Annotated in this window: 18 protein-coding genes and 4 pseudogenes; 12 read left to right on the top strand and 10 right to left on the bottom strand. The window is 60.9% G+C overall.

The window, feature by feature from the left end; genetic code table 11:
* Window positions 1–3: 3 nt before the first annotated feature.
* The 6 genes and pseudogenes from clpP (at window position 4) to SF06_RS05935 (ending at window position 6,007) form a co-directional block, all read left to right on the top strand.
* Window positions 4–639: an ATP-dependent Clp endopeptidase proteolytic subunit ClpP gene (clpP, locus tag SF06_RS05955; protein WP_027591381.1), complete on the top strand. Its 636-nt coding sequence runs from the start codon at window positions 4–6 to the stop codon at window positions 637–639.
* Between the two features lie 99 nt (window positions 640–738).
* Window positions 739–2,019: an ATP-dependent Clp protease ATP-binding subunit ClpX gene (gene clpX, locus SF06_RS05950; protein WP_027591382.1), complete on the top strand. Its 1,281-nt coding sequence runs from the start codon at window positions 739–741 to the stop codon at window positions 2,017–2,019.
* 125 nt (window positions 2,020–2,144) lie between these two features.
* Window positions 2,145–2,234: pseudogene (locus tag SF06_RS18880) on the top strand (LON peptidase substrate-binding domain-containing protein); the annotation flags it as partial.
* A pseudogene (lon, locus tag SF06_RS05945) lies at window positions 2,235–3,545 on the top strand (endopeptidase La); the annotation flags it as partial.
* Window positions 3,546–3,669: 124 nt separating this feature from the next.
* Window positions 3,670–3,942 (top strand): HU family DNA-binding protein, encoded by a 273-nt coding sequence (locus tag SF06_RS05940; RefSeq protein ID WP_027591384.1) that lies wholly within the window; start codon window positions 3,670–3,672, stop codon window positions 3,940–3,942.
* 196 nt (window positions 3,943–4,138) lie between these two features.
* Window positions 4,139–6,007 carry a SurA N-terminal domain-containing protein gene (locus tag SF06_RS05935; protein WP_039560298.1) on the top strand — a complete coding sequence of 623 codons (1,869 nt, stop codon included), beginning with the start codon at window positions 4,139–4,141 and terminating at the stop codon, window positions 6,005–6,007.
* Between the two features lie 78 nt (window positions 6,008–6,085).
* Here SF06_RS05935 and SF06_RS05930 read toward each other — a convergent pair whose 3' ends face one another.
* Window positions 6,086–6,349 (bottom strand): hypothetical protein, encoded by a 264-nt coding sequence (locus SF06_RS05930; RefSeq protein WP_027591386.1) that lies wholly within the window; start codon window positions 6,347–6,349, stop codon window positions 6,086–6,088.
* A gap of 231 nt (window positions 6,350–6,580) precedes the next feature.
* Here SF06_RS05930 and SF06_RS05925 point away from each other — a divergent pair, with 231 nt between their 5' ends.
* Window positions 6,581–7,906 (top strand): sigma-54 dependent transcriptional regulator, encoded by a 1,326-nt coding sequence (locus SF06_RS05925; protein WP_039560297.1) that lies wholly within the window; start codon window positions 6,581–6,583, stop codon window positions 7,904–7,906.
* A 26-nt stretch (window positions 7,907–7,932) separates the two neighbouring features.
* On the opposite strand, the gene SF06_RS18555 is transcribed toward SF06_RS05925, so the two are convergent.
* The 8 genes and pseudogenes from SF06_RS18555 to SF06_RS18955 form a co-directional block, all read right to left on the bottom strand.
* A complete protein-coding gene (locus SF06_RS18555; RefSeq protein WP_407681100.1) occupies window positions 7,933–9,066 on the bottom strand; it encodes a transporter in 1,134 nt (377 codons plus the stop codon).
* Window positions 9,067–9,555: 489 nt separating this feature from the next.
* Window positions 9,556–10,278, bottom strand: coding sequence for a fibril amyloid subunit FapE (fapE, locus tag SF06_RS05910; protein WP_039560296.1), 723 nt, complete (start codon window positions 10,276–10,278; stop codon window positions 9,556–9,558).
* A 27-nt stretch (window positions 10,279–10,305) separates the two neighbouring features.
* The gene (gene fapD / locus SF06_RS05905; protein ID WP_027591390.1) at window positions 10,306–10,989 is read right to left on the bottom strand and encodes a fibril amyloid maturation endopeptidase FapD; all 684 of its coding nucleotides are present in this window, start codon (window positions 10,987–10,989) and stop codon (window positions 10,306–10,308) included.
* 57 nt (window positions 10,990–11,046) lie between these two features.
* Entirely contained in the window at window positions 11,047–12,036 is a 990-nt protein-coding gene (gene fapC / locus SF06_RS05900; protein WP_496196122.1) for an amyloid-like fimbrin subunit FapC, read from the bottom strand.
* 56 nt (window positions 12,037–12,092) lie between these two features.
* The gene (gene fapB / locus SF06_RS05895) at window positions 12,093–12,671 is read right to left on the bottom strand and encodes a fibril amyloid subunit FapB (protein WP_027591392.1); all 579 of its coding nucleotides are present in this window, start codon (window positions 12,669–12,671) and stop codon (window positions 12,093–12,095) included.
* Window position 12,672: 1 nt separating this feature from the next.
* A complete protein-coding gene (fapA, locus tag SF06_RS05890; RefSeq protein ID WP_065365671.1) occupies window positions 12,673–13,104 on the bottom strand; it encodes a functional amyloid chaperone FapA in 432 nt (143 codons plus the stop codon).
* A gap of 297 nt (window positions 13,105–13,401) precedes the next feature.
* A pseudogene (locus SF06_RS18960) lies at window positions 13,402–13,992 on the bottom strand (methyl-accepting chemotaxis protein); the annotation flags it as partial.
* Window positions 13,993–14,256: 264 nt separating this feature from the next.
* Window positions 14,257–14,970: pseudogene (locus SF06_RS18955) on the bottom strand (cache domain-containing protein); the annotation flags it as partial.
* Window positions 14,971–15,349: 379 nt separating this feature from the next.
* Here SF06_RS18955 and SF06_RS05880 point away from each other — a divergent pair.
* From SF06_RS05880 to SF06_RS05870, 3 genes are all read left to right on the top strand, one after another.
* The gene (locus SF06_RS05880) at window positions 15,350–16,180 is read left to right on the top strand and encodes an undecaprenyl-diphosphate phosphatase (protein ID WP_039560294.1); all 831 of its coding nucleotides are present in this window, start codon (window positions 15,350–15,352) and stop codon (window positions 16,178–16,180) included.
* Window positions 16,177–16,533, top strand: coding sequence for a DUF1294 domain-containing protein (locus SF06_RS05875; protein WP_234702703.1), 357 nt, complete (start codon window positions 16,177–16,179; stop codon window positions 16,531–16,533). The genes SF06_RS05880 and SF06_RS05875 overlap by 4 nt, the downstream gene beginning before the upstream one ends.
* A 93-nt stretch (window positions 16,534–16,626) precedes the next feature.
* A complete protein-coding gene (locus SF06_RS05870) occupies window positions 16,627–18,216 on the top strand; it encodes an ABC-F family ATPase (protein ID WP_039560293.1) in 1,590 nt (529 codons plus the stop codon).
* Window positions 18,217–18,245: 29 nt separating this feature from the next.
* Here SF06_RS05870 and SF06_RS05865 read toward each other — a convergent pair whose 3' ends face one another.
* Window positions 18,246–18,524: a peptidylprolyl isomerase gene (locus SF06_RS05865; RefSeq protein ID WP_039560292.1), complete on the bottom strand. Its 279-nt coding sequence runs from the start codon at window positions 18,522–18,524 to the stop codon at window positions 18,246–18,248.
* A gap of 114 nt (window positions 18,525–18,638) precedes the next feature.
* On the opposite strand from SF06_RS05865, the gene SF06_RS05860 reads away from it, so the two are divergent.
* Together SF06_RS05860 and SF06_RS05855 are read left to right on the top strand one after the other, a co-directional pair.
* On the top strand, window positions 18,639–18,860 hold the full coding sequence (locus SF06_RS05860) for a VF530 family protein (RefSeq protein ID WP_027591399.1): 222 nt from the start codon (window positions 18,639–18,641) through the stop codon (window positions 18,858–18,860).
* A 48-nt stretch (window positions 18,861–18,908) separates the two neighbouring features.
* Entirely contained in the window at window positions 18,909–19,328 is a 420-nt protein-coding gene (locus SF06_RS05855; protein ID WP_039560291.1) for a DUF192 domain-containing protein, read from the top strand.
* Window positions 19,329–19,417 lie beyond the last annotated feature (89 nt).

Raw genomic sequence — 19,417 nt, 5'->3', positions numbered from 1 at the left:
GAAATGTCCCGCAATTCCTTTATGCAAATGCCTGAAATCCAGGCCGCCGGTGGCCTGGTGCCGATGGTGATCGAGCAGTCCGCTCGTGGCGAGCGCGCCTACGACATCTATTCCCGCCTGCTCAAGGAGCGGGTGATCTTCCTGGTCGGCCAGGTCGAGGACTACATGGCCAACCTGGTGGTTGCCCAGCTGCTGTTCCTGGAAGCCGAGAACCCCGACAAGGATATCCACCTGTACATCAACTCGCCGGGCGGTTCGGTGACCGCCGGCATGTCGATCTACGACACCATGCAGTTCATCAAGCCGGACGTCACCACCTACTGCATCGGCCAGGCCTGCAGCATGGGTGCGCTGCTGCTGGCTGGCGGCGCCGCCGGCAAGCGTTACTGCCTGCCGCATTCGCGCATGATGATTCACCAGCCCCTGGGCGGTTTCCAGGGCCAGGCGTCTGACATCGAGATCCATGCCCGGGAAATCCTGACCATCCGCGAGCGTCTGAACAAGATCCTGGCTCACCACTGCAACCAGCCGATCGATGTGATCGCCCGCGATACCGACCGGGACAACTTCATGAGCGGCGAAGAAGCGGTCAAATACGGACTGATCGACCAGGTGCTCGAGCGTCGACTGGCGCTGTAATTCTGTGTGCGGCGGTCGGATATCCGGTCGCCGCAGGGTTGAAAATGCCCCTGATTGCCCTCATCTTGTGTTTCACGCCTACCGTATTGGATTGACCGAATGACTGATACCCGCAATGGCGAGGACAACGGCAAGCTGCTTTATTGCTCCTTCTGCGGCAAGAGCCAGCACGAAGTGCGCAAGCTGATCGCCGGACCCTCTGTCTTTATCTGCGACGAGTGCGTAGATCTGTGCAACGACATCATCCGCGAGGAGGTGCAGGAAGCACAGGCCGAGAGCAATGCGCACAAATTGCCGACGCCCAAGGAGATCAGTGCGATCCTCGATCAGTATGTGATCGGTCAGGAGCGTGCCAAGAAGATTCTGGCCGTCGCTGTCTACAACCACTACAAGCGCCTCAACCAGCGGGACAAGAAGGATGATGTCGAGCTCGGCAAGAGCAACATCCTGCTGATCGGCCCGACCGGTTCGGGCAAGACACTGCTGGCCGAAACCCTGGCGCGCCTGCTGAATGTGCCGTTCACCATCGCCGATGCCACCACGCTGACCGAAGCCGGTTACGTGGGCGAGGACGTGGAGAACATCATCCAGAAGCTGTTGCAGAAGTGCGACTACGACGTGGAAAAGGCCCAGATGGGCATCGTCTACATCGACGAGATCGACAAGATCTCACGTAAGTCGGACAACCCGTCGATCACCCGTGATGTCTCGGGTGAGGGCGTGCAGCAGGCGCTACTCAAGCTGATCGAGGGCACGGTTGCCTCCGTTCCGCCGCAAGGTGGTCGCAAGCATCCGCAGCAGGAATTCCTGCAGGTGGACACTCGCAACATCCTGTTCATCTGCGGTGGCGCCTTCGCCGGGCTGGAGAAGGTCATCCAGGGTCGCTCCACCAAGGGTGGCATCGGCTTCACGGCCGAAGTGCGCAGCAAGGATGCCGGCAAGTCGGTCGGTGATTCGCTGCGCGAGGTCACGCCGGACGATCTGGTCAAGTTCGGGCTGATTCCCGAGTTCGTCGGTCGCCTGCCGGTAATCGCCACCCTCGAAGAGCTGGACGAAGCTGCGCTGATCGAAATCCTCGCCGAGCCGAAGAATGCGCTGACCAAGCAGTACGCCAAGCTGTTCGAGATGGAAGGTGTCGACCTGGAGTTCCGTCCCGATGCGTTGCGCGCCGTGGCGCGCCGCGCGCTCGAGCGCAAGACTGGTGCGCGTGGCCTGCGCTCCATCCTCGAAGGCATCCTGCTGGATACCATGTACGAGATCCCCTCGCAGGGCGACGTCAGCAAGGTGGTGATCGATGAAAACGTCATCGAAGGCACCTCCAAGCCGCTGCTCATCTACGAGAACAGCGAGCCTACCGCCAAGGCAGCGCCGGACGCGTGAGAAAAAGGGGCCTGCGGGCCCCTTCTTCATTAAGGTCCCTTGCTTGTGTTTTTTCAGGTTCGCCCTCATCTTGGCGGCAAGGGCAACCCACCGATCACGGCCACCGGCCGTCGCAGAGTCCAGTTATGAAGAAAACCATCGAATTGCCACTCCTGCCGTTGCGTGATGTCGTGGTCTATCCACACATGGTGATCCCGCTGTTCGTCGGACGCGAGAAGTCCATTGCGCGTTCCACCAACCGCAAGTTCGTGCGCATGGCGCTGGGTGGCGTTCGCGACGAGGCCGAGATTCGTGGCCACCGCCGTACCTACATCGGTTCCATGCCGGGGCGCCTGATTCAGAAGATGACCAAGGGCGGCGTGCGCAACCCGCTGTTCCTGCTGGATGAGATCGACAAGCTCGGCAGTGACATGCGAGGCGATCCGGCCTCGGCTTTGCTGGAAGTGCTGGATCCCGAGCAGAACCACCATTTCAATGACCACTACCTGGAAGTCGACTACGACCTTTCGGATGTGATGTTCGTATGCACCTCGAACTCCATGAACATTCCGGCGCCGTTGCTGGATCGTATGGAAGTCATTCGCCTGCCGGGTTACACCGAGGACGAGAAGGTCAACATCACTACCAAATACCTGCTGCCCAAGCAGATTCGCGCCAATGGCCTCAAGCCGAGCGAGCTGACGGTCAGCGAGGAAACGATCCGCGACGTCATTCGCTACTACACCCGGGAAGCAGGTGTGCGCGGTCTTGAACGCCAGATCGCCAAGGTCTGTCGCAAGGTGGTGAAAGAGAACATCAAGGAAAAGCGCTTCCAGGTGGAGGTGACGCCGGAGTCGCTCGAGCATTATCTGGGTGTGCGCAAGTACCGGTATGGGCTGGCCGAGCAGGAAGACCAGGTGGGGCAGGTCACCGGACTCGCCTGGACACAGGTGGGCGGCGAGCTGCTGACCATCGAAACCGCAGTGGTGCCAGGGAAGGGCCAACTGATCAAGACCGGTTCGCTGGGCGATGTGATGGCCGAGTCCATGACCGCCGCCCTGACCGTGGTGCGCAGCCGTGCCAAGAGCCTGGGTATCCCTCTGGATTTTCATGAGAAGCGCGACGTGCACATCCACATGCCCGAGGGAGCAACCCCGAAGGATGGTCCCAGTGCTGGCATCGGTCTGTGCACGGCCCTGGTGTCGGCGCTGACCCAGATCCCGGTGCGCGCCGATGTGGCCATGACGGGCGAAATCACCTTGCGCGGCCAGGTCCTGGCAATTGGCGGGCTGAAGGAGAAACTCCTCGCGGCTCGCCGCGGCGGCATCAAGACGGTGATCATTCCCGAGGAAAACCTGCGGGATTTGAAGGAGATTCCTGAAAACATCAAACAGGATCTGCAAATCAAGCCCGTCAAATGGATTGACGAGGTCCTGCAAATTGCGCTGCAATACGCCCCGGAGCCCTTGCCTGATGCGGCTCCGGACATGGTAGCCAAGGATGAAACCCGCGAGACTGATTCCAAGGAGAGAATCAGCACGCATTAGCCGAAAGGCCTCCCTCGACACGATTTTCGGCGCTGGTTAATTGTCGCTGCGTGTACAGGTTGTTCTGCGAAATCAAGTTAACTGTAAAAAATAACTTCATTAAAGTTAGATAAGGGGACTTAGAGTGAACAAGTCGGAACTGATCGATGCCATCGCCGCATCTGCTGATATCCCGAAAGCCGTTGCTGGTCGTGCGCTGGACGCTGTGATCGAATCCGTCACTGGTGCTCTGAAGGCAGGTGATTCCGTGGTCCTGGTGGGCTTCGGTACCTTCGCTGTCAAGGAACGCGCGGCACGTACCGGTCGCAACCCGCAGACTGGCAAGCCGATCAAGATCGAAGCTGCCAAGATCCCGAGCTTCAAGCCGGGCAAGGCACTGAAAGACGCCGTAAACTAAGCGTCTTTCGAATTGCCAGGCCGCACCGGCCTGGCAGCGGGGTACTCTGGCGGCCTGGGCTTGTCAGATGGGGGATCCGAACTAGAGTCCTCCCACTCCGTGGTTATCGCGAAGGCGCATCCCTCCGGTGCGCCTTTGTACTTTCCGGGCTTCACTCGCGCAGCCTGGCCGTAGAACGGTCGTTACTGGGGGATGCATGCTGCAAAATATCAGGGACAATTCACAGGGGTGGATTGCCAAGACCATCATCGGTCTCATCATCGTATTGCTGGCACTGACCGGCTTCGAAGCCATTTTCAACAGTGCCGGAAACCAGCAGACTGCCGCCGAGGTGAACGGGGAAGAGATCAGTCTTTCCGAACTCAACCAGGCTGTCGAAATGCAGCGTCGCCAGCTGCTTCAGCAGTTTGGTCGAGATTTCGATACCTCTCTGATCGATGAGCAGCTGCTGCGCAATGCGGCACTCAGCGATCTGATCGACCGTCGTTTGCTGGTGCAGGCTGCCCAGGAATCCGATTTCGCTCTTTCCCAGGCAGCGCTCGATCAGGTCATTCTGCAGACCCCGGAATTCCAGGAGAACGGCCGCTTCAGTCCAGCGCGCTTCGACCAGGTCATCCGCCAGATGGGCTACGGCCGTCTGCAGTTCCGGCAGATGCTTGAAGAAGAGATGCTTATTGGCCAGTTGCAGGCGGCGGTTGCTGGCAGTGGTTTCGTGACCGAGCAAGAAGTGCGCGACTTCGTGCGACTGGACAAGCAGACCCGTGATTTCGCGCTGTATCGCATCAAGGCCGATACCAATGAGGTTGACGTCACCGACGAGCAGGTGGCCGCCTATTACGAACAGAATGCTCAGCGATTCATGACCCCCGAGCAGGTGGTCATCGAGTACGTCGAGCTCAAGAAGGACAGCTTCTTCGACCAGGTGAGCACCAGCGAGGAAGAGCTGCGTTCCCGTTACCAGGCAGAGATCGCCAACCTGGCTGAACAGCGTCGCGCCGCGCACATCCTGATTGAAGCGGGTGATGCGCGTAGCAGCGACGAGGCACGCAAGCAGATCGAAGCGCTGCGCCAGCGCCTCGATCAGGGTGAGGATTTCGCCGTCCTGGCCCGTGAGGCGTCGGAAGATACCGGCTCGGCGGCTGATGGCGGAGATCTCGGCTTCGCCGGCCCGGGTGTCTACGACCCGGAGTTCGAATCGGTGCTGTTCGCACTGAAAAAAGGCGAAGTATCTGCGCCGGTGCGGACCGAGTTTGGCTGGCACCTGATCAAGTTGCTCGATTCCCAGGCCGCCGACGTGCCCAGCTTCGCCGCCCTCAAGGACAAGCTTGAGCGTGACCTGAAGGCCGAGAAGGTCGAGCAGCGTTTCGTCGAGGCGGTACGTGAGCTGGAGAACCTGGCCTTCGAAGCGGCTGATTTGCAGCAGCCGGCGCAGGAGCTGGGTCTGCAGGTGCAGACCAGCGAGCCTTTCGGGCGCGAGGGCGGCAGCTCTGGCATCACAGCCAACCGGCAAGTGATCCAGCAGGCTTTCAGCCCGGATCTTCTGGAAAGCGGCGCCAACAGCCAGGCGCTGGAATTGGACGCCGAGACCATCATGGTGATGCGCGTAAAAGAGCATCGTCAGCCCCAGCGTATGAACCTGGAACAAGTGGCGGGCAGTGTGCGGGCAACCCTGCAGCGCGAATCCGCAGCTGAAGCTGCCAAGAGCCAGGGCGAAGCGCTGCTTGCCAATCTGCGCGAAGGCCAGACCCCGTCCACCCAGGAGAGCAGCTGGCAGGTTTTCGAGGCGGCCACCCGCTCTCTGGAAGGGGTTGAACCTCAAGTACTGCAGACTCTGTTCCGCATGCCCAAACCTGAGCAAGCCCAGAAGCCGCAGTTCGCCGGTATCGCGCTCGGCAATGGTGACTACGTTCTGCTGCGTCTGACCGGAGTCAGTGAGCCGACGGAAGTGCTGGACGACAACGAGGCACGGATGTATCAGCGCTTCCTGGCGTCGCGTGCCGGTCAGGACGATTTCGCAGCCTACCGTGCGCGCTTGCAGCGTGAGGCGGATATCGAGCGCTTCTGATTCGTGCGGAACCGAAAGGGCCCTGCTGCAACTGCAGCAGGGCCCTTTTCCATGCTGTGCCGTTAAAGCGCTGCGTTGTTACTCGGGAATCTGCCAGGGACCCAGCACGATCCCCTCGTCAGCCAGTTGCCTGCGAGCCTCGGCCAACACATTTCCCAAGTGCTCCGTGTCGGCATAGTCCAGGCGTGACATCCGGGAACGCCCCACAACGCTAGCGGTGGTCTTGTCTATGACTGTCAGGCTCAGCTCGCCTGTGTAGTCGGTCGCCCAGGCAATGCACTGCAACGGCTGAAAAGCTCGGCAGGCGATCAAGAGTGCTTCGTTGGTGCGGAGCGCTGTCATGCGATTACTCTCCAAAAACGGAATCCGGGGAAGTAACAGTTCAATCATGTGCCTTACGACTTTTGGATAATTCCAATCCGCAAAAGGTCACGCTTACGTCGCGCTGCCGAATCTTTTTGGCGCCTACATGACAGGCCCTAATAAATAGACAGGCGGACAAGCCGGCCCGCCATTCCTTGCTACCGTTATGTCGCTACGCCAGCAGCGACGAACCACTGCCAAGGAACGGACATGCAGGATGCAACAAACGGGGTCCGGCGCCTGCTCATGGTTGACCCCTGTGATGCCTGTAGGCGCCTGCTGCCAGCACTTCGGGCTGCGGGATGGGAAGTGAGCAGTGCGAGCCTGGAAGACGCCTCCGCACGCGACTTTCACGTAGGAATGGTCCGCCTGGATGGACAGAGCCTAGGCCGTCTGGAGCGCATTCGTGCCTTGCTGTTGCAGAACGCGGGGGAGTGGATCGCCGTGCTGAGCGCCGAACTTCTACCGTTGCAACGGGTGCGTGATTTCATCTACGAGTGGTTCTTCGACTTCCACACCCTACCGCTCGACGAGGCACGCATCCGCATTGCGCTGGGGCGTGCGTATGGCATGTCACGGCTTCGGCAGAGGACCGACGAGCAGCGTGGCCCCTGGGATGACCTGTTGGGGGAAAGCCGGGCGATGTCGGAGATTCGAAGGCTGATTACCCGCTTTGCCCCGACTGACTCGCCCGTGATGATCCGCGGCGAGAGCGGCACCGGAAAGGAAGTGGTGGCGCGTGCCCTGCATAATCTTTCGCGCCGTGCAGGCGAGGCATTTGTGGCCATCAATTGCGGCGCCATTCCCGAGAACCTCATCCAGTCCGAGTTGTTCGGCCATGAGAAGGGGGCCTTTACCGGCGCCCATCAACGCAAGGTCGGGCGGATAGAGGCAGCGGACGGTGGCACGTTGCTGCTCGATGAAATCGGGGACCTGCCGCTGGAACTCCAGGCCAACCTGCTGCGGTTCCTTCAGGAAAAACACATTGAGCGCGTGGGTGGTAGTCGACCGATAGCGGTCAATGTGCGTGTGCTGTCGGCCACCCATATCGACCTTGAGCAGGCTATCCGGGAGGGTAGGTTCCGCGAGGATCTGTATTACCGCCTGAACGTATTGCAGATTCGCATGCCCCCTCTGCGCGAGAGGTTGACCGACTTGCCCCAGCTGGCTGCGCATTTTGCACGTCTTTACAGCAGCGAAACCGGTCGAAGGCCCCGAAGTTTCAGCGAAACGGCCATTCAAGCCATGCTCGACCATCCCTGGGCAGGCAATATTCGTGAGCTGGCCAACCGGGTGCGGCGCGGGCTGGTCCTGGCGGAAGGGCGACAGATCGAGGCCGAAGACATGGGGTTGGCGGTATCGGTGGACCACCGAGGCTCGCTGCATACCTTGGAGTACTACCGGCTTCAGGCCGAACGACAAGCGCTGGGTGAGGCATTACGCCAACACACCAACAATCTGAGCGAAGCCGCGCGGGCCCTCGGTATTTCCAGGCCAACCTTCTACCGTCTGCTCCACAAGCACGGCCTGCTCTGACGGCAGGCCCATTGCCAAGTCCAGAGTCAGAAGTAGTAGGGGAATTTCAAGCTGAACGTGAAATCCGGTGCATCTGGAGTCAGACCCATCGAGAGGTTGGGCACGATTGCGAGATTGTTGCTCGCCGCATAGGTCATGCCCAGGTTGAAATAGGCCGCGTTTGCGTCGCTGCCCACCACCGTGAACCAGTCCCCGCCATTCTGGCGAATGCGGCTGCTCCGACCGATCAGCTGCGAATAGGACATCGAGAGACTCATCTTTTCGTTGAGTGCGAATGCCAGGCCCATCCCGAACTGCCACCAGTTGCCCAGCCGCACCTTGCCACCCAGGCGGGTGCCCTGCTGCGCACTGATATCGCTGAACTCTTCCTCGAAGTTGTACGTGTAGGACAGGTTGCCGAACAGCACGGCCGGGTCGACGGTTTTCACCAGCGAGATGCCAGGGGTCAACGACCAGACTCCGTTTCCGGTGGGCAAGTCAGTCGGGACAGTGATGTTGTCGTTGTCAGCCACCCTGGTCATCTTGATGCCATACGGATCCCGGCCGCTGGGCGCCTTGGCCCGCAGACTGAGGATGGTGTCGGGCCGGCTCTCGTTCTGGTCCAGGATCTTGTACGAAATACCCACACTGATATCCCCGACCTCGGGGCCTGTACTGACTGTGCGGTCTGAAACCTGGGCGGTCGAATTGCCTGCGCCTGCGGATTCGTAGGTCACGTCTCGGAAGAGAAACGGGACGTTCACATCAAACTGCAGGCGATTATGCAGGTTGTAGCGGCCGGTCAGATCCAGTGTGAAGTTGTCAGCATTGATCTGATCGACATTGATGTTCCCAAGGAAGATCGAATCCAGGGCTAGGAAACCGTTGAGGATCAATTGGCGGGTATCGTAATGGCTGTAGGTAATGCCTGTTTCCAGGCTGTAGGTGCCTCCACCAAAGAAGCCGGAAGCCTCGTCATAGAGGGTTTCGACGCTGCGGATGGGCTCGGCGTCTTCCTTCAGGCTTGCCCCGTAGCCATCCGTCTGCAGGGACTGGACGGTCCGCGGCCCGGGTGCCTGTGCCAGCTGCGGCCCTGCGGTCTGCGCCGCCCTGGGGAGTTTCGGCGGTATGGGGATGCCATTGGCTGTCGTGGAGGGTTGCGCCGCGGGTGGCGTGGCCATGACCGGCGTCGGCATGCGCACGCCACTTGGAACCGGTGCAGCAGCTGCGCTTCCCATGGTGGCCGCCGCTGGTGCTACCGGGCTTGCGGGTGCAACCGTAGGCAAGGGCTGCGCTGGAGTTCCTGCGTTGAGGCCACGCGCTGCGGGCGAAGGAGCCGTCATCGGCGTGGGAGCGGGATTGGCTCTGGGAAGCGGTGCGGGAACAGGTTTGCTCCTGGCTTCCTGGATGACTTTCTCGGCCTCGGCGGCTTGTGCTTCTTCCCGGGCGGCACTGGCAGACAGCTCCTCGAGGGCCCGTTTGTAGCGATCATACTGATCGCGCAGGTCCTGAATTTCCTGCTCCAGGGTTTCGATTTCGGCTTGGGTGGAGGCAACTGCCAGCGGTGCGGACAGCGCACCCAGTGCGGTGATTCCAAGCAGATGCGGACGAAACGAACGAAGCATGCTGACATCCCTGTCTGACTGAAAGGTGAAGAACGCAAGCGTAGATCAATATCCCGTGGGCCTCAGGGCACGCAGTTGCTCCAGGTTGCAGTTCATCAGGTCCATGGTGCGGCTTCCCTGCTGCATCACCACGTCGAGCCTGGCGGTGTTGATGACGGTATTTTGCGAACTGACAATTCGGGTGTCCTGCAGCAGGCCACCACCCAGCTGCTGCAGACTGCTCCCTTGCCCATGGGTCGCTATCCCCAGCTGTAGCTTGCCCTGGGAGGTGCTGACCGAAGCGGTGCCGAGCGCGTTGGAGTGGCTGAAGCTGCCCTCAAGGGCTGTTCCAGGCGCCAGATCGGGCGCCTCTCCATTGCGCTGGATGCTGATCTGGATGCCGTTCGAGGCGGTGTTCAGGTCGCCAGCGGTTCGCACGCTCTGGCTGATGCCATCCACATTGGCCAAGCCCTGGCCACCGATGATCATCCCGGATCCGGCGGAAGGCGTGGATCCGGTACCGGATGAGACCGGCGTGACTGTCAGGACCGGCTGGGCACCTTGCTGTGCCTGCAGGGAGACGGAGGCTCCAAGCTGCTGCCCGGACTGTTCCCAGGTGCTGGTCAGGGTGACACCGAAATGCACGATATGGCTGGGCAGGACATAACGCCCGCGCAGTTGGGCAAGCTCCGGGTCCGTCAGCTCCACAAGCTCGAACGGCGTGCCGGCTACGCCCAAAGAAGGCACCAGCAGACACGCAACGAGCAAACCACACACACATTTGTTCATCGGGATCCTCCAGACGTTCTGCTCACATCAGAAGAAATCGCTCTGGATGAAACCGAACTCCATGAGTTCGGCATCGCGCACGGGCTGGAAAGCATCAATGCGCTCCTTGGCGGTCAGAGGCTCGGGTGGGTCGAGCAGGGCATTGAGACGGTTGTAACCGGGCCCGATGACAGCAAACACAATTCCGTTCCAGCCCTGGACGAACTCTTCAAGGCTGTAGCGTTTGTGGCCGAGTACCGGGTCGCCTACGTAGACATGCTGTTCGTCACTACGCAGCAGCACGACAAAATGCTTGTAGCCACGGACTTCCTGGAGGACGACTGCCGGAACCCGCAGGTGCTGCAAGCCCGCAGGTGCTATGCGATAGCCACGGGCCCTCAGGCCGATTGCCTCCACATAGCGTTTCATGTCGAGCATGGAGAAGCCCTGGGTGCGGACAATGTTCTGATCGGCGCCGGCCAGCATGCCTTCGATGACCATCTGTTCGTTGACATCGAAGTCGTAGGCTTCGCGCAGGACCGTCGCGAGTGATGCGGCCCCGCAGCTGAAATCCGTCTGTTGTTGCACGATATGGCTGAAACGGCGCTCGCGGATGCTCTGGACCTCGAGAAAGGCCATGTTGCCTCCCGGGAGCACCGGGAAGGGCAGCCGGGCGGCCAGAACGTCTGTAGCCAGCAGCACGAGCGAGATGGCAAGAATACAGGCGAGCATTCGTTGGCGTTCCTGCACGTTCAAAGGAAAGGGCTCCGAGTGGAGCCCTTGTCAGGGTTACAGACCGGTAGGACTTCCATTCCCCGAGCAAGCGTTGCAGCCCGCAGCGATCGCCAGGGAGTTGCTCTGCTGGTTACCGGAACCGGCGGCGACGTTCAGGCCGACATTGCCGGAGGCGCCATTCAGCGAGCCGGTGACGGTGGCGGAGTTGTTGACGGCCTGCTGCAGGGATACCAGCGGCACGGTGCCGGTCAGCGTGCCGGCCAGGTCGATCTCGCCGCTTTCCTCGAACAGGAAGGCGCCGGTACCGTTGGGGCCGGCCTGAGCACCCTGGGTGTCGCTGTCCACGTCCACGTGTCCCAGCTGTACGGTGCCATTGGGATGTAACGCGCCATCCCACACTTCGAGGTATACGTCCCCGACCTGATCGGAAATGCCCGAATAGGTGCCGGTTACGTTGCCATCGAGCGTGAGTGCGACAGTCGCCGACTCGGTCAGCACAGCCCGGTTGTTGGTGATGTTGCCGGTCGAGCTCTGGGTTGCCGTGCTACTTGCGGTGGCCACGAAACCACCAGCAGTCGCGGTTGCGAAGTCGTTCTTCTGCTGGTTGAACACGCCGCTGGCCACGTTGATGCCGATGTTGCCGGAGGCGTTGTTGCCGGAATCCAGGACGCTGGCGGAGTTGGTCACCGAGTAGTTGTCCACCACATTGGTGCCGGTCTGGTTCAGATTGACCGAGGCCGTGGCGGTTCCGAAGACAAAGAACTCATCTGCGGTCGACAGGGCGGCGGAGTTGGCCTGCTGGTTGTGATCGCCACCGGCGATGTTGACGCCTACGTTACCGGCCGCATCGTCCAGGGAGCTCTCCAGGCTGGCAGTGTTGACAGTCCCCTGGTTCAACACATAGTTGCCGGTGCTGGTTTGAGTGTCGCTAACCGTAGCCTGGGCCGAAGAGCCCGGGGTAGTGGGAGGCGGAACCTCCTGAGCGGTGGCCGAAAAAGCGAGGCCGGCGGCAACGGCGAATGCCAGGGGTTTCAGTGTCCACATAACTTTCATGGGTTTCTCCTTGCGGGTACGTAGTCATTTCGCGGTTGCGAAGAGGGTCAGTCCACTACTGTCATGCTGAGGCTGTTCACCGACTGGTTGCCGACCCCAGCACTCTGGTTCAGCTGAACCACACCCCGACTTCCGGCGAAGGCCTTATCGTCCGTGACGACGATACGGTTGCCCTTGGGTTGGTCAGTCGCCCCGGAGGGTTGTGCAGGTGCCACGAGCTGCTGTGCGAGCACGCTGTCATCCAGATCCTGCCGCTGCCGTGCCAGGCTGAGGCGGAAGGAATTGATTTGCTGATTGCCGGAACCCGAAGCCTGGTTCACGCCGATCAGCCCGTTATTGCGGCTGAAGGAATCGCCCAGCAGGTTCGCCTGCGCGTCCTGGCTCAGGTCGAGGCTCTGCAATTCCAGCTCCTGCTCCAGTTGCAGTCGGGCCGTAGCCAACTCCGCGCTGATCGCGATTGCCCGTGCGTTGATTTGCTGATTCAGATCTCCGGCGCCGACATTGACCGAAACGAGTCCCTGGCTATCGATGCCGGTGTCGTCAATCACGCTGTGCGACGGGTTGGGCTCGACAGCCAGGGCCCGAAGGGCCAGGAGAAGAGCGATCAGCATGAGCCAGCGATTCATCTCAGCGGCCTCCGGTCAGGTTCTGAAGCGGTGCCAGGCCTCTCTGGACACTTCTGTTGACCTGGCTGGAAATGCTGTTGCCACCCGATGAGCCGGCTCGGCCGGCGGACATTCCGGGAAGTCGCGTACTCGTGGAGGGGATACCATCAAGGCCAGGCAGATCGCCGTCAGCCAGGCTGGCGTGGCCTAGGCGCTGGCCACTGGTGATGTGGGCGAAATCGCCATCGCTGAGCTCCAGTCCGCTCAGCTGGTTGTTCACCTGGGAGGAAACATTGGGGTTAACCGCGATGGGATGGGGATCGGGCACCATGGTTTGCCGAAAAGCCACACGGGGCTGGAGCTCGCGCTGGATGACGATGGTGCCATCTCCCGCCGCGAACGCTTCGCCAGCGATAATCGCCACTCCCAATCCAAGTACGAATTGCTTCAGCACCAGAAACTCCTTACGCCTTGGCGATACATGCCAGATCCCTTGTGCATCCATTTCTTCTGGCTCAGGCAGGAGTCGTGCCGCTTCCTGAAAGGTGTTTAAAAACAATAGGTTGCGGAAGTTAGGGAGGAGCGCTTGGCGCAAGATGTAACGAGGGTGAAACGAAACAGGCCAAACACCTGTCTCGAATGTGAGACAGCGACCGGACTAGAGCCCTCCGGTGTGTCAAAGGTTCGAAACAGATAGGCAGGGCTTCTCCGGGAATCGGGGAAGCCCTGCCAGCTGCAGCTGAGGGGGGGGTCAGACGCGGAATTGGCCGAGGAGGCGGTTGAGGTGTGCGGCCAGCTGGTTGAGATGCTGGCCTGCATCGCTGGTCTGGTCGGCGGATCGCACAATCTCGTGCGCGAGCCCGGCGGCCTCGGTGACGTTGCGGTTGATGTCGTCGATCACGTGCGATTGCTGCAGCGTGGCACTGGCAATCGAGGCGTTCACCCCGGCCAGATTGCGCAGCGCCCCGGTGATCTGCTCCAGCGTCTCCCGGGCAAGGCCAGCCTGTTCCACGGTGAGTCGGGTGGCCTGGTTGCTTTCGGCAATTACCTTGACCGCGTTTCCGGAGTTGCCCTGCAGTCGCTCGATCATCTGCTGGATTTCCGCAGTCGACTGCTGGGTACGCTGCGCCAGCAGGCGCACTTCGTCCGCCACCACGGCGAAGCCTCGACCCTGCTCGCCAGCCCGTGCCGCCTCGATGGCGGCGTTAAGCGCCAGCAGGTTGGTCTGTTCGGCGATGCCGCGAATGACCTCCACGACGGTACCAATCTGCGTGCTCTCGTCGGCCAGCCCCTGGATGACGTCCACGGCCTGGGCGATTCGCGCCGACAGCTGGTCGATCTGTTCGAGGCTGCGGTCGATGTTCTGACGACCCTGGCGGGCCTGGGCTTCGGCCTGGTTCACCTCGCTGGAAGCCTGCTCGGCGTTGCGCGCGACATCCTGGACGGCGTAGCTGACCTCGTTGACAGCCGTGGCAACCTGCTCCATCTGCAAGGACTGCTTCTGGCAGAACTGCTGGCTGTTACCGGCCACCTGGTTGAGACCGTCCGCCGATTGCTGCAGGGAAACGGCATCCTTGAGTAGACGTTCAACGAGCTGGTGAAGGTTCGCGGTGAAGCGGTTGAAATGCTCGGCCATGTGGCTGACCTCGTCCCGGCCATGCGCTTCCAGGCGTTGTGTCAGATCGGCTTCGCCACTGGCGATACTGGCCATCGCCTGCACCGCATCATTCAGCGGCCGGGTGATGCTGCGGGCAATCAACGTAAGCAGCAGGCCGCTGAGCAGAACGATAACCATGCCAATGGCTGAGGCCTTGAAGGTCTGGGTAATGAACTGCTCGCGGATATCGTCGATATATACGCCCGTTCCCAGAATCCAGCCCCAGGGCTCGAAGAGTTGTACATAGGAAATCTTCGGCACCGGAGTGTCGTGGCCTGGCTTGGGCCAGCGGTATTCGACGGTACCGGCACCCCGGGCCTTGACCACGCTGACCATGACATTGAACAACTCCGTCCCGTCCGGATCCTTGTAATCACGCAGGGACTCGCCGTTCAGTTTCGGGTTGGTCGGGTGCATGATCATGCGCGGATGCAGGTCATTGACCCAGAAGTAGTCGTTTTCGCCATAGCGCAACTGCGCCAGCAGCTTCTGGGCTTCCTCCTGGGCCTTGGCGCGGTCCATGACCCCCTGGGTTTCCAGGCGATGGTATTGCTGGAGAATGCCGAGGGCGCTTTCGACCAGGTGCTGTGTCTTTTCCGCTTTCCCCCGGTGCAGATCCCCATAAAGTTGCTGGAGCTGGAATACCCCCTGGACAACCAGCATCAAAAGGAATAGGGCAAGGATTAGCCAAAGTCGGTGGCGAATAGGCAAGGAGCGCAAGAACATGGTGTTAACCCTGATTCATTTTTATTTACGGTGACTCTGGCTGCTTTGCTTCAAGTCGATAGGTTGCCGCAAGTCGGCGTAAGTTGCATCAGGGTGCGACATAACGTCCATTACCCTTTAGGCGAAGTTCAACTCCTCTTGGAAGTCAAAATTCAATATTAGATAGGGAGGTAATAAATAAATCGCTGCAAGAACCGCGGGAAAAGAACGTTTTTCCATCGATATCCAAGCTCTGGTAGCATGGCGCGCCCCTAGCCGACCCTGATGCCGGCACCTTCTCGAACCGGGCGCAGCGCGCCGCCCCCTAAGGAGTGTTATGGATCTTTGGACCGCCTTTCAGGCCTTGCTGCTAGGCATTGTCGAGGGACTGACTGAGTTTCTACCGATTTCAAGTACCGGCCATCAGATCATCGTTGCCGACCTCATCGGGTTTGGCGGGGAAAGGGCGCGGGCGTTCAACATCATCATCCAGTTGGGAGCCATTCTTGCGGTGGTCTGGGAGTACCGCCGCAAGATCCTCGATGTGGTGGTCGGGCTGCCGCGTCAGCGCTCGGCGCAGAGCTTCACTTTCAACCTGCTGCTGGCCTTCCTGCCGGCGGCTGTGATCGGTGTGATCTTTTCCGACCTGATCCATGAGTTCCTCTTCAACCCCATCACCGTGGCTGCCGCCCTGGTTGTAGGTGGCGTCGTGATGCTCTGGGCGGAGCGGCGTCCTCATGCCGTTCAGGCCGAAACGGTCGATGACATGCGCTGGTCGCAGGCGCTGAAGGTGGGTTGCGCCCAGTGCCTGGCCTTGATACCCGGCACCTCGCGTTCGGCCTCGACCATTATCGGCGGCCTGCTGTTCGGCCTGTCGCGCAAGGCGGCCACCGAGTTCTCCTTCTTTCTGGCCATGCCCACGATGGTGGGTGCCGCGGTGTACTCGGGCTACAAGTACCGGGACCTGTTTCAGCCGGCCGATCTGCCGGTCTTCGCGCTGGGTTTCGTGGTGTCGTTCATCTTCGCCATGCTGGCGGTGCGCGCGCTGCTAAAGTTCATCGGCAATCACAGCTACGCGGCGTTTGCCTGGTATCGCATCGCGTTCGGTTTGCTGATTCTCGCTACCTGGCAGTTCGGATGGATCGACTGGAGCACAGCACAAGGTTGAAACCCGCCCACTTGCTCGTGTTTGCCGCCCTGATGGCGGTCCCGGTTGGCAGCGCCCTGGTGCTGGGCTTTCCCATTGCACTGGTGGCCTACCTGCTGGCCAGTTTGGTGACCTACGGCCTGTACCGGCATGACAAGCGCCAGGCGCAGCGCGGCCGTTGGCGCATTCCGGAAAAGCTGCTCCACGCGGCGGCCCTCTACGGGGGTTGGCCTGGAGCACTGGTTGCCCAGCAGCGCCTGCGCCACAAGACACGCAAGCTCCGCTTCCTGATGCCGTTCTGGAGCATCGTGATCGTGCATCAGCTGTTCTGGGTCTACTGGCTACTGCCAGAAAGTTACCGGTTCCTTAGCTGACCAAACACACGTCGAAGGGCTGTTTTGGCTGGAGGGAAGGCGTACAATCCGCCCCTTTTTGCCCCTCCGGGGCAGCTCAAGCAGGAACCCGCCTTGATCTCCACCGCCAATATCACCATGCAGTTCGGCGCCAAGCCGCTGTTCGAGAATGTTTCCGTCAAGTTCGGCAATGGCAACCGCTACGGCCTGATCGGCGCCAACGGCTGTGGCAAGTCCACCTTCATGAAGATCCTTGGCGGTGAGCTGGAGCCATCCGCTGGCCAGGTGATGCTCGAACCCAACACCCGCCTGGGCAAACTGCGCCAGGACCAGTTTGCCTACGAAAACAACACCGTGATCGACACTGTGATCATGGGTCACGAGCAGCTGTGGAAGGTCAAGGCCGAGCGTGATCGTCTCTATTCGCTGCCGGAGATGAGCGAGGAAGAGGGCATGGCGGTGGCCGAGCTGGAAGTGGAATTCGCCGAGCTGGATGGCTACACCGCCGAGTCCCGCGCCGGCGAGCTGCTGCTGGGCGTCGGCATTCCGCTGGACCAGCACTTCGGTCCGATGAGCGAGGTGGCGCCGGGCTGGAAGCTGCGCGTGCTGCTGGCGCAGGCGCTGTTCTCCGATCCGGACGTGCTGCTGCTCGACGAGCCGACCAACCACCTGGATATCAACACCATCCGCTGGCTGGAAGGCGTGCTCACCGCGCGCAACAGCACCATGATCATCATTTCCCACGACCGCCATTTCCTGAACAGCGTGTGCACGCACATGGCCGACCTGGATTACGGCGAGATCCGCCTGTTCCCGGGCAACTATGACGAGTACATGATCGCCGCGACCCAGGCCCGCGAGCGCCTGCTGTCCGACAACGCCAAGAAGAAGGCGCAGATCGCCGAATTGCAGACCTTCGTCAGCCGTTTCTCGGCCAACGCCTCCAAGGCCAAGCAGGCCACCAGCCGTGCCCGGCAGATCGACAAGATCCAGCTGGAAGAGGTCAAGCCGTCCAGCCGTGTCAGTCCGTTCATCCGTTTTGAACAGACCAAGAAACTTCACCGCCAGGCGGTGACGCTGGAGAAGGTCAGCCAGGGTTTCGATGGCCAGGCGCTGTTCAAGAACCTGTCGCTGCAGATCGAGGCCGGCGAACGCGTCGCCATCATCGGCCCCAACGGCATCGGCAAGACCACGCTGCTGCGTACCCTGGTCGGCGAGATGCCGCCCATGACCGGCGAGGTGAAATGGACGGAAAGCGCCGAAATCGGCTACTTCGCCCAGGACCATGCCGAGGACTTCGAAGACGACGTCACCCTGTTCGACTGGATGGCCCAGTGGACCCAGGGCGGCGAGCAGTTGGTGCGCGGCACCCTCGGCCGCATGCTGTTCTCCAACGACGAGATCAAAAAGTCGGTGAAGGTCATCTCCGGTGGTGAGCAAGGCCGCATGCTGTTCGGCAAGCTGATCCTGAAGAAGCCCAACGTGCTGGTGATGGACGAGCCGACCAACCACCTGGACATGGAGTCCATCGAGGCGCTCAACCTGGCGCTGGAGAACTACCCGGGCACGCTGGTCTTCGTCAGCCATGACCGCGAGTTCGTCTCCTCGCTGGCCACCCGCATCATCGAGCTGTCGGAAAACGGCGTGACCGATTTCAGCGGTAGCTACGACGACTACCTGCGCAGCCAGGGCGTTCTCGTTTAACCCAGGGTAGGGCGCCGCGCTGTGGCGCCCTACCCGCGGTAGAACACCTGCACCAGGTGATAGCCGAACTGGGATTTCACCGGCCCGTGAACTTCGCCCACGGCCTTCTTGAAGATCACCTCGTCGATCACCCGCACCATCTGGCCCGGCCGCACCTCGCCCAGATCGCCGCCGCGCTTGCCGGACGGGCAGGTGGAGTATTTCTTCGCCAGCGTGTCGAACGGCTCACCAGTGGCCAGGCGTTTCTTCAACTGGACCGCTTCGGCTTCGGTCTTCACCAGGATGTGGCGTGCCATGGCTTTGGCCATTCGTGGACTCCTTACTGTGGGGGGCGGCATTCTGCCGGCTTCACCCGCGCGGCTCAACGCAGGAGCTCAAGAATCCGCTGGCAGGTGACGTTCCCTTTAACCCGGTCTTTATCCATGAACAGCGCAAAGAACCCCCTGCACGGCGTCACCCTGGAGCATCTGCTGACCGAGCTGGTCGAGCATTACGGTTGGCCAGGATTGGCACAGCGTATCGACATCCGCTGTTTCAGCAGCGATCCGAGCATCAAGTCCAGCCTGACCTTCCTGCGCAAAACACCCTGGGCGCGGGACAAGGTCGAGGCGCTATATGTGCAGTTACGCCAGCGCAAAGGCTGAGACAGCACGGCTATAGTGCTCACGCCCCCATTGCTCGGAAAGCTCCTCATGCGCGCGTTATTGCTCATCTCCCTGCTGTCTTGCGCCGGCATGGCGCTCACCGAGCCACGCCTGCTGGCGCTGAGCGTCGGCGGCCATGCCTTGCATGCCGAATACGTCTTCACCGCCGCGGATCGCCAGCGTGGCCTGATGGGGCGCACCGAGCTCGCCGAGTCCGCCGGCATGCTGTTTCGCTTTCCGCAGCTGAAGACCCAGTGCCTGTGGATGAAGAACACGCCGTTGCCCCTGTCGGCGGCATTTCTGGACGAGGCGGGGCGCATCATCAACCTGGTTGACCTGCACCCGCACGACCTCACCGTGAAGTGCTCCAGCGCTCCGGCGCGCTATGCCCTGGAAGTCAATCAGGGCTGGTTCAACCAGCGTGGCATCGTGCCCGGCCTACCGTTCGCGTGCCTGCCCGCCGACTGAGTGCAGCGAGCAGGCCGTACTTCAAGTAGAACATCAAGAATCGTTTTTCTTGCCAGTTCAGCAGCTTGAAAAGGCTTTCCAGAAGCGAC

It is taken from the genome of Pseudomonas flexibilis (assembly GCF_000802425.1).
Taxonomy (GTDB): Bacteria; Pseudomonadota; Gammaproteobacteria; order Pseudomonadales; family Pseudomonadaceae; genus Serpens; species Serpens flexibilis.
This window is presented reverse-complemented; position numbering and strand designations above follow the sequence as displayed.

Excerpts from the sequence above, each read along its gene's own strand:
- clpP (WP_027591381.1), top strand. The coding sequence starts at position 4 with ATGTCCCGCAATTCCTTTATGCAAATGCCTGAAATCCAGGCCGCCGGT.
- clpX (WP_027591382.1), top strand. The coding sequence starts at position 739 with ATGACTGATACCCGCAATGGCGAGGACAACGGCAAGCTGCTTTATTGC.
- SF06_RS05935 (WP_039560298.1), top strand. The coding sequence starts at position 4,139 with ATGCTGCAAAATATCAGGGACAATTCACAGGGGTGGATTGCCAAGACC.
- SF06_RS05930 (WP_027591386.1), bottom strand. The coding sequence starts at position 6,349 with ATGACAGCGCTCCGCACCAACGAAGCACTCTTGATCGCCTGCCGAGCT.
- SF06_RS05925 (WP_039560297.1), top strand. The coding sequence starts at position 6,581 with ATGCAGGATGCAACAAACGGGGTCCGGCGCCTGCTCATGGTTGACCCC.
- SF06_RS18555 (WP_407681100.1), bottom strand. The coding sequence starts at position 9,066 with ATGGCCACGCCACCCGCGGCGCAACCCTCCACGACAGCCAATGGCATC.
- fapE (WP_039560296.1), bottom strand. The coding sequence starts at position 10,278 with ATGAACAAATGTGTGTGTGGTTTGCTCGTTGCGTGTCTGCTGGTGCCT.
- fapD (WP_027591390.1), bottom strand. The coding sequence starts at position 10,989 with ATGCTCGCCTGTATTCTTGCCATCTCGCTCGTGCTGCTGGCTACAGAC.
- fapC (WP_496196122.1), bottom strand. The coding sequence starts at position 12,036 with ATGTGGACACTGAAACCCCTGGCATTCGCCGTTGCCGCCGGCCTCGCT.
- fapB (WP_027591392.1), bottom strand. The coding sequence starts at position 12,671 with ATGAATCGCTGGCTCATGCTGATCGCTCTTCTCCTGGCCCTTCGGGCC.
- SF06_RS05880 (WP_039560294.1), top strand. The coding sequence starts at position 15,350 with ATGGATCTTTGGACCGCCTTTCAGGCCTTGCTGCTAGGCATTGTCGAG.
- SF06_RS05865 (WP_039560292.1), bottom strand. The coding sequence starts at position 18,524 with ATGGCCAAAGCCATGGCACGCCACATCCTGGTGAAGACCGAAGCCGAA.
- SF06_RS05860 (WP_027591399.1), top strand. The coding sequence starts at position 18,639 with ATGAACAGCGCAAAGAACCCCCTGCACGGCGTCACCCTGGAGCATCTG.
- SF06_RS05855 (WP_039560291.1), top strand. The coding sequence starts at position 18,909 with ATGCGCGCGTTATTGCTCATCTCCCTGCTGTCTTGCGCCGGCATGGCG.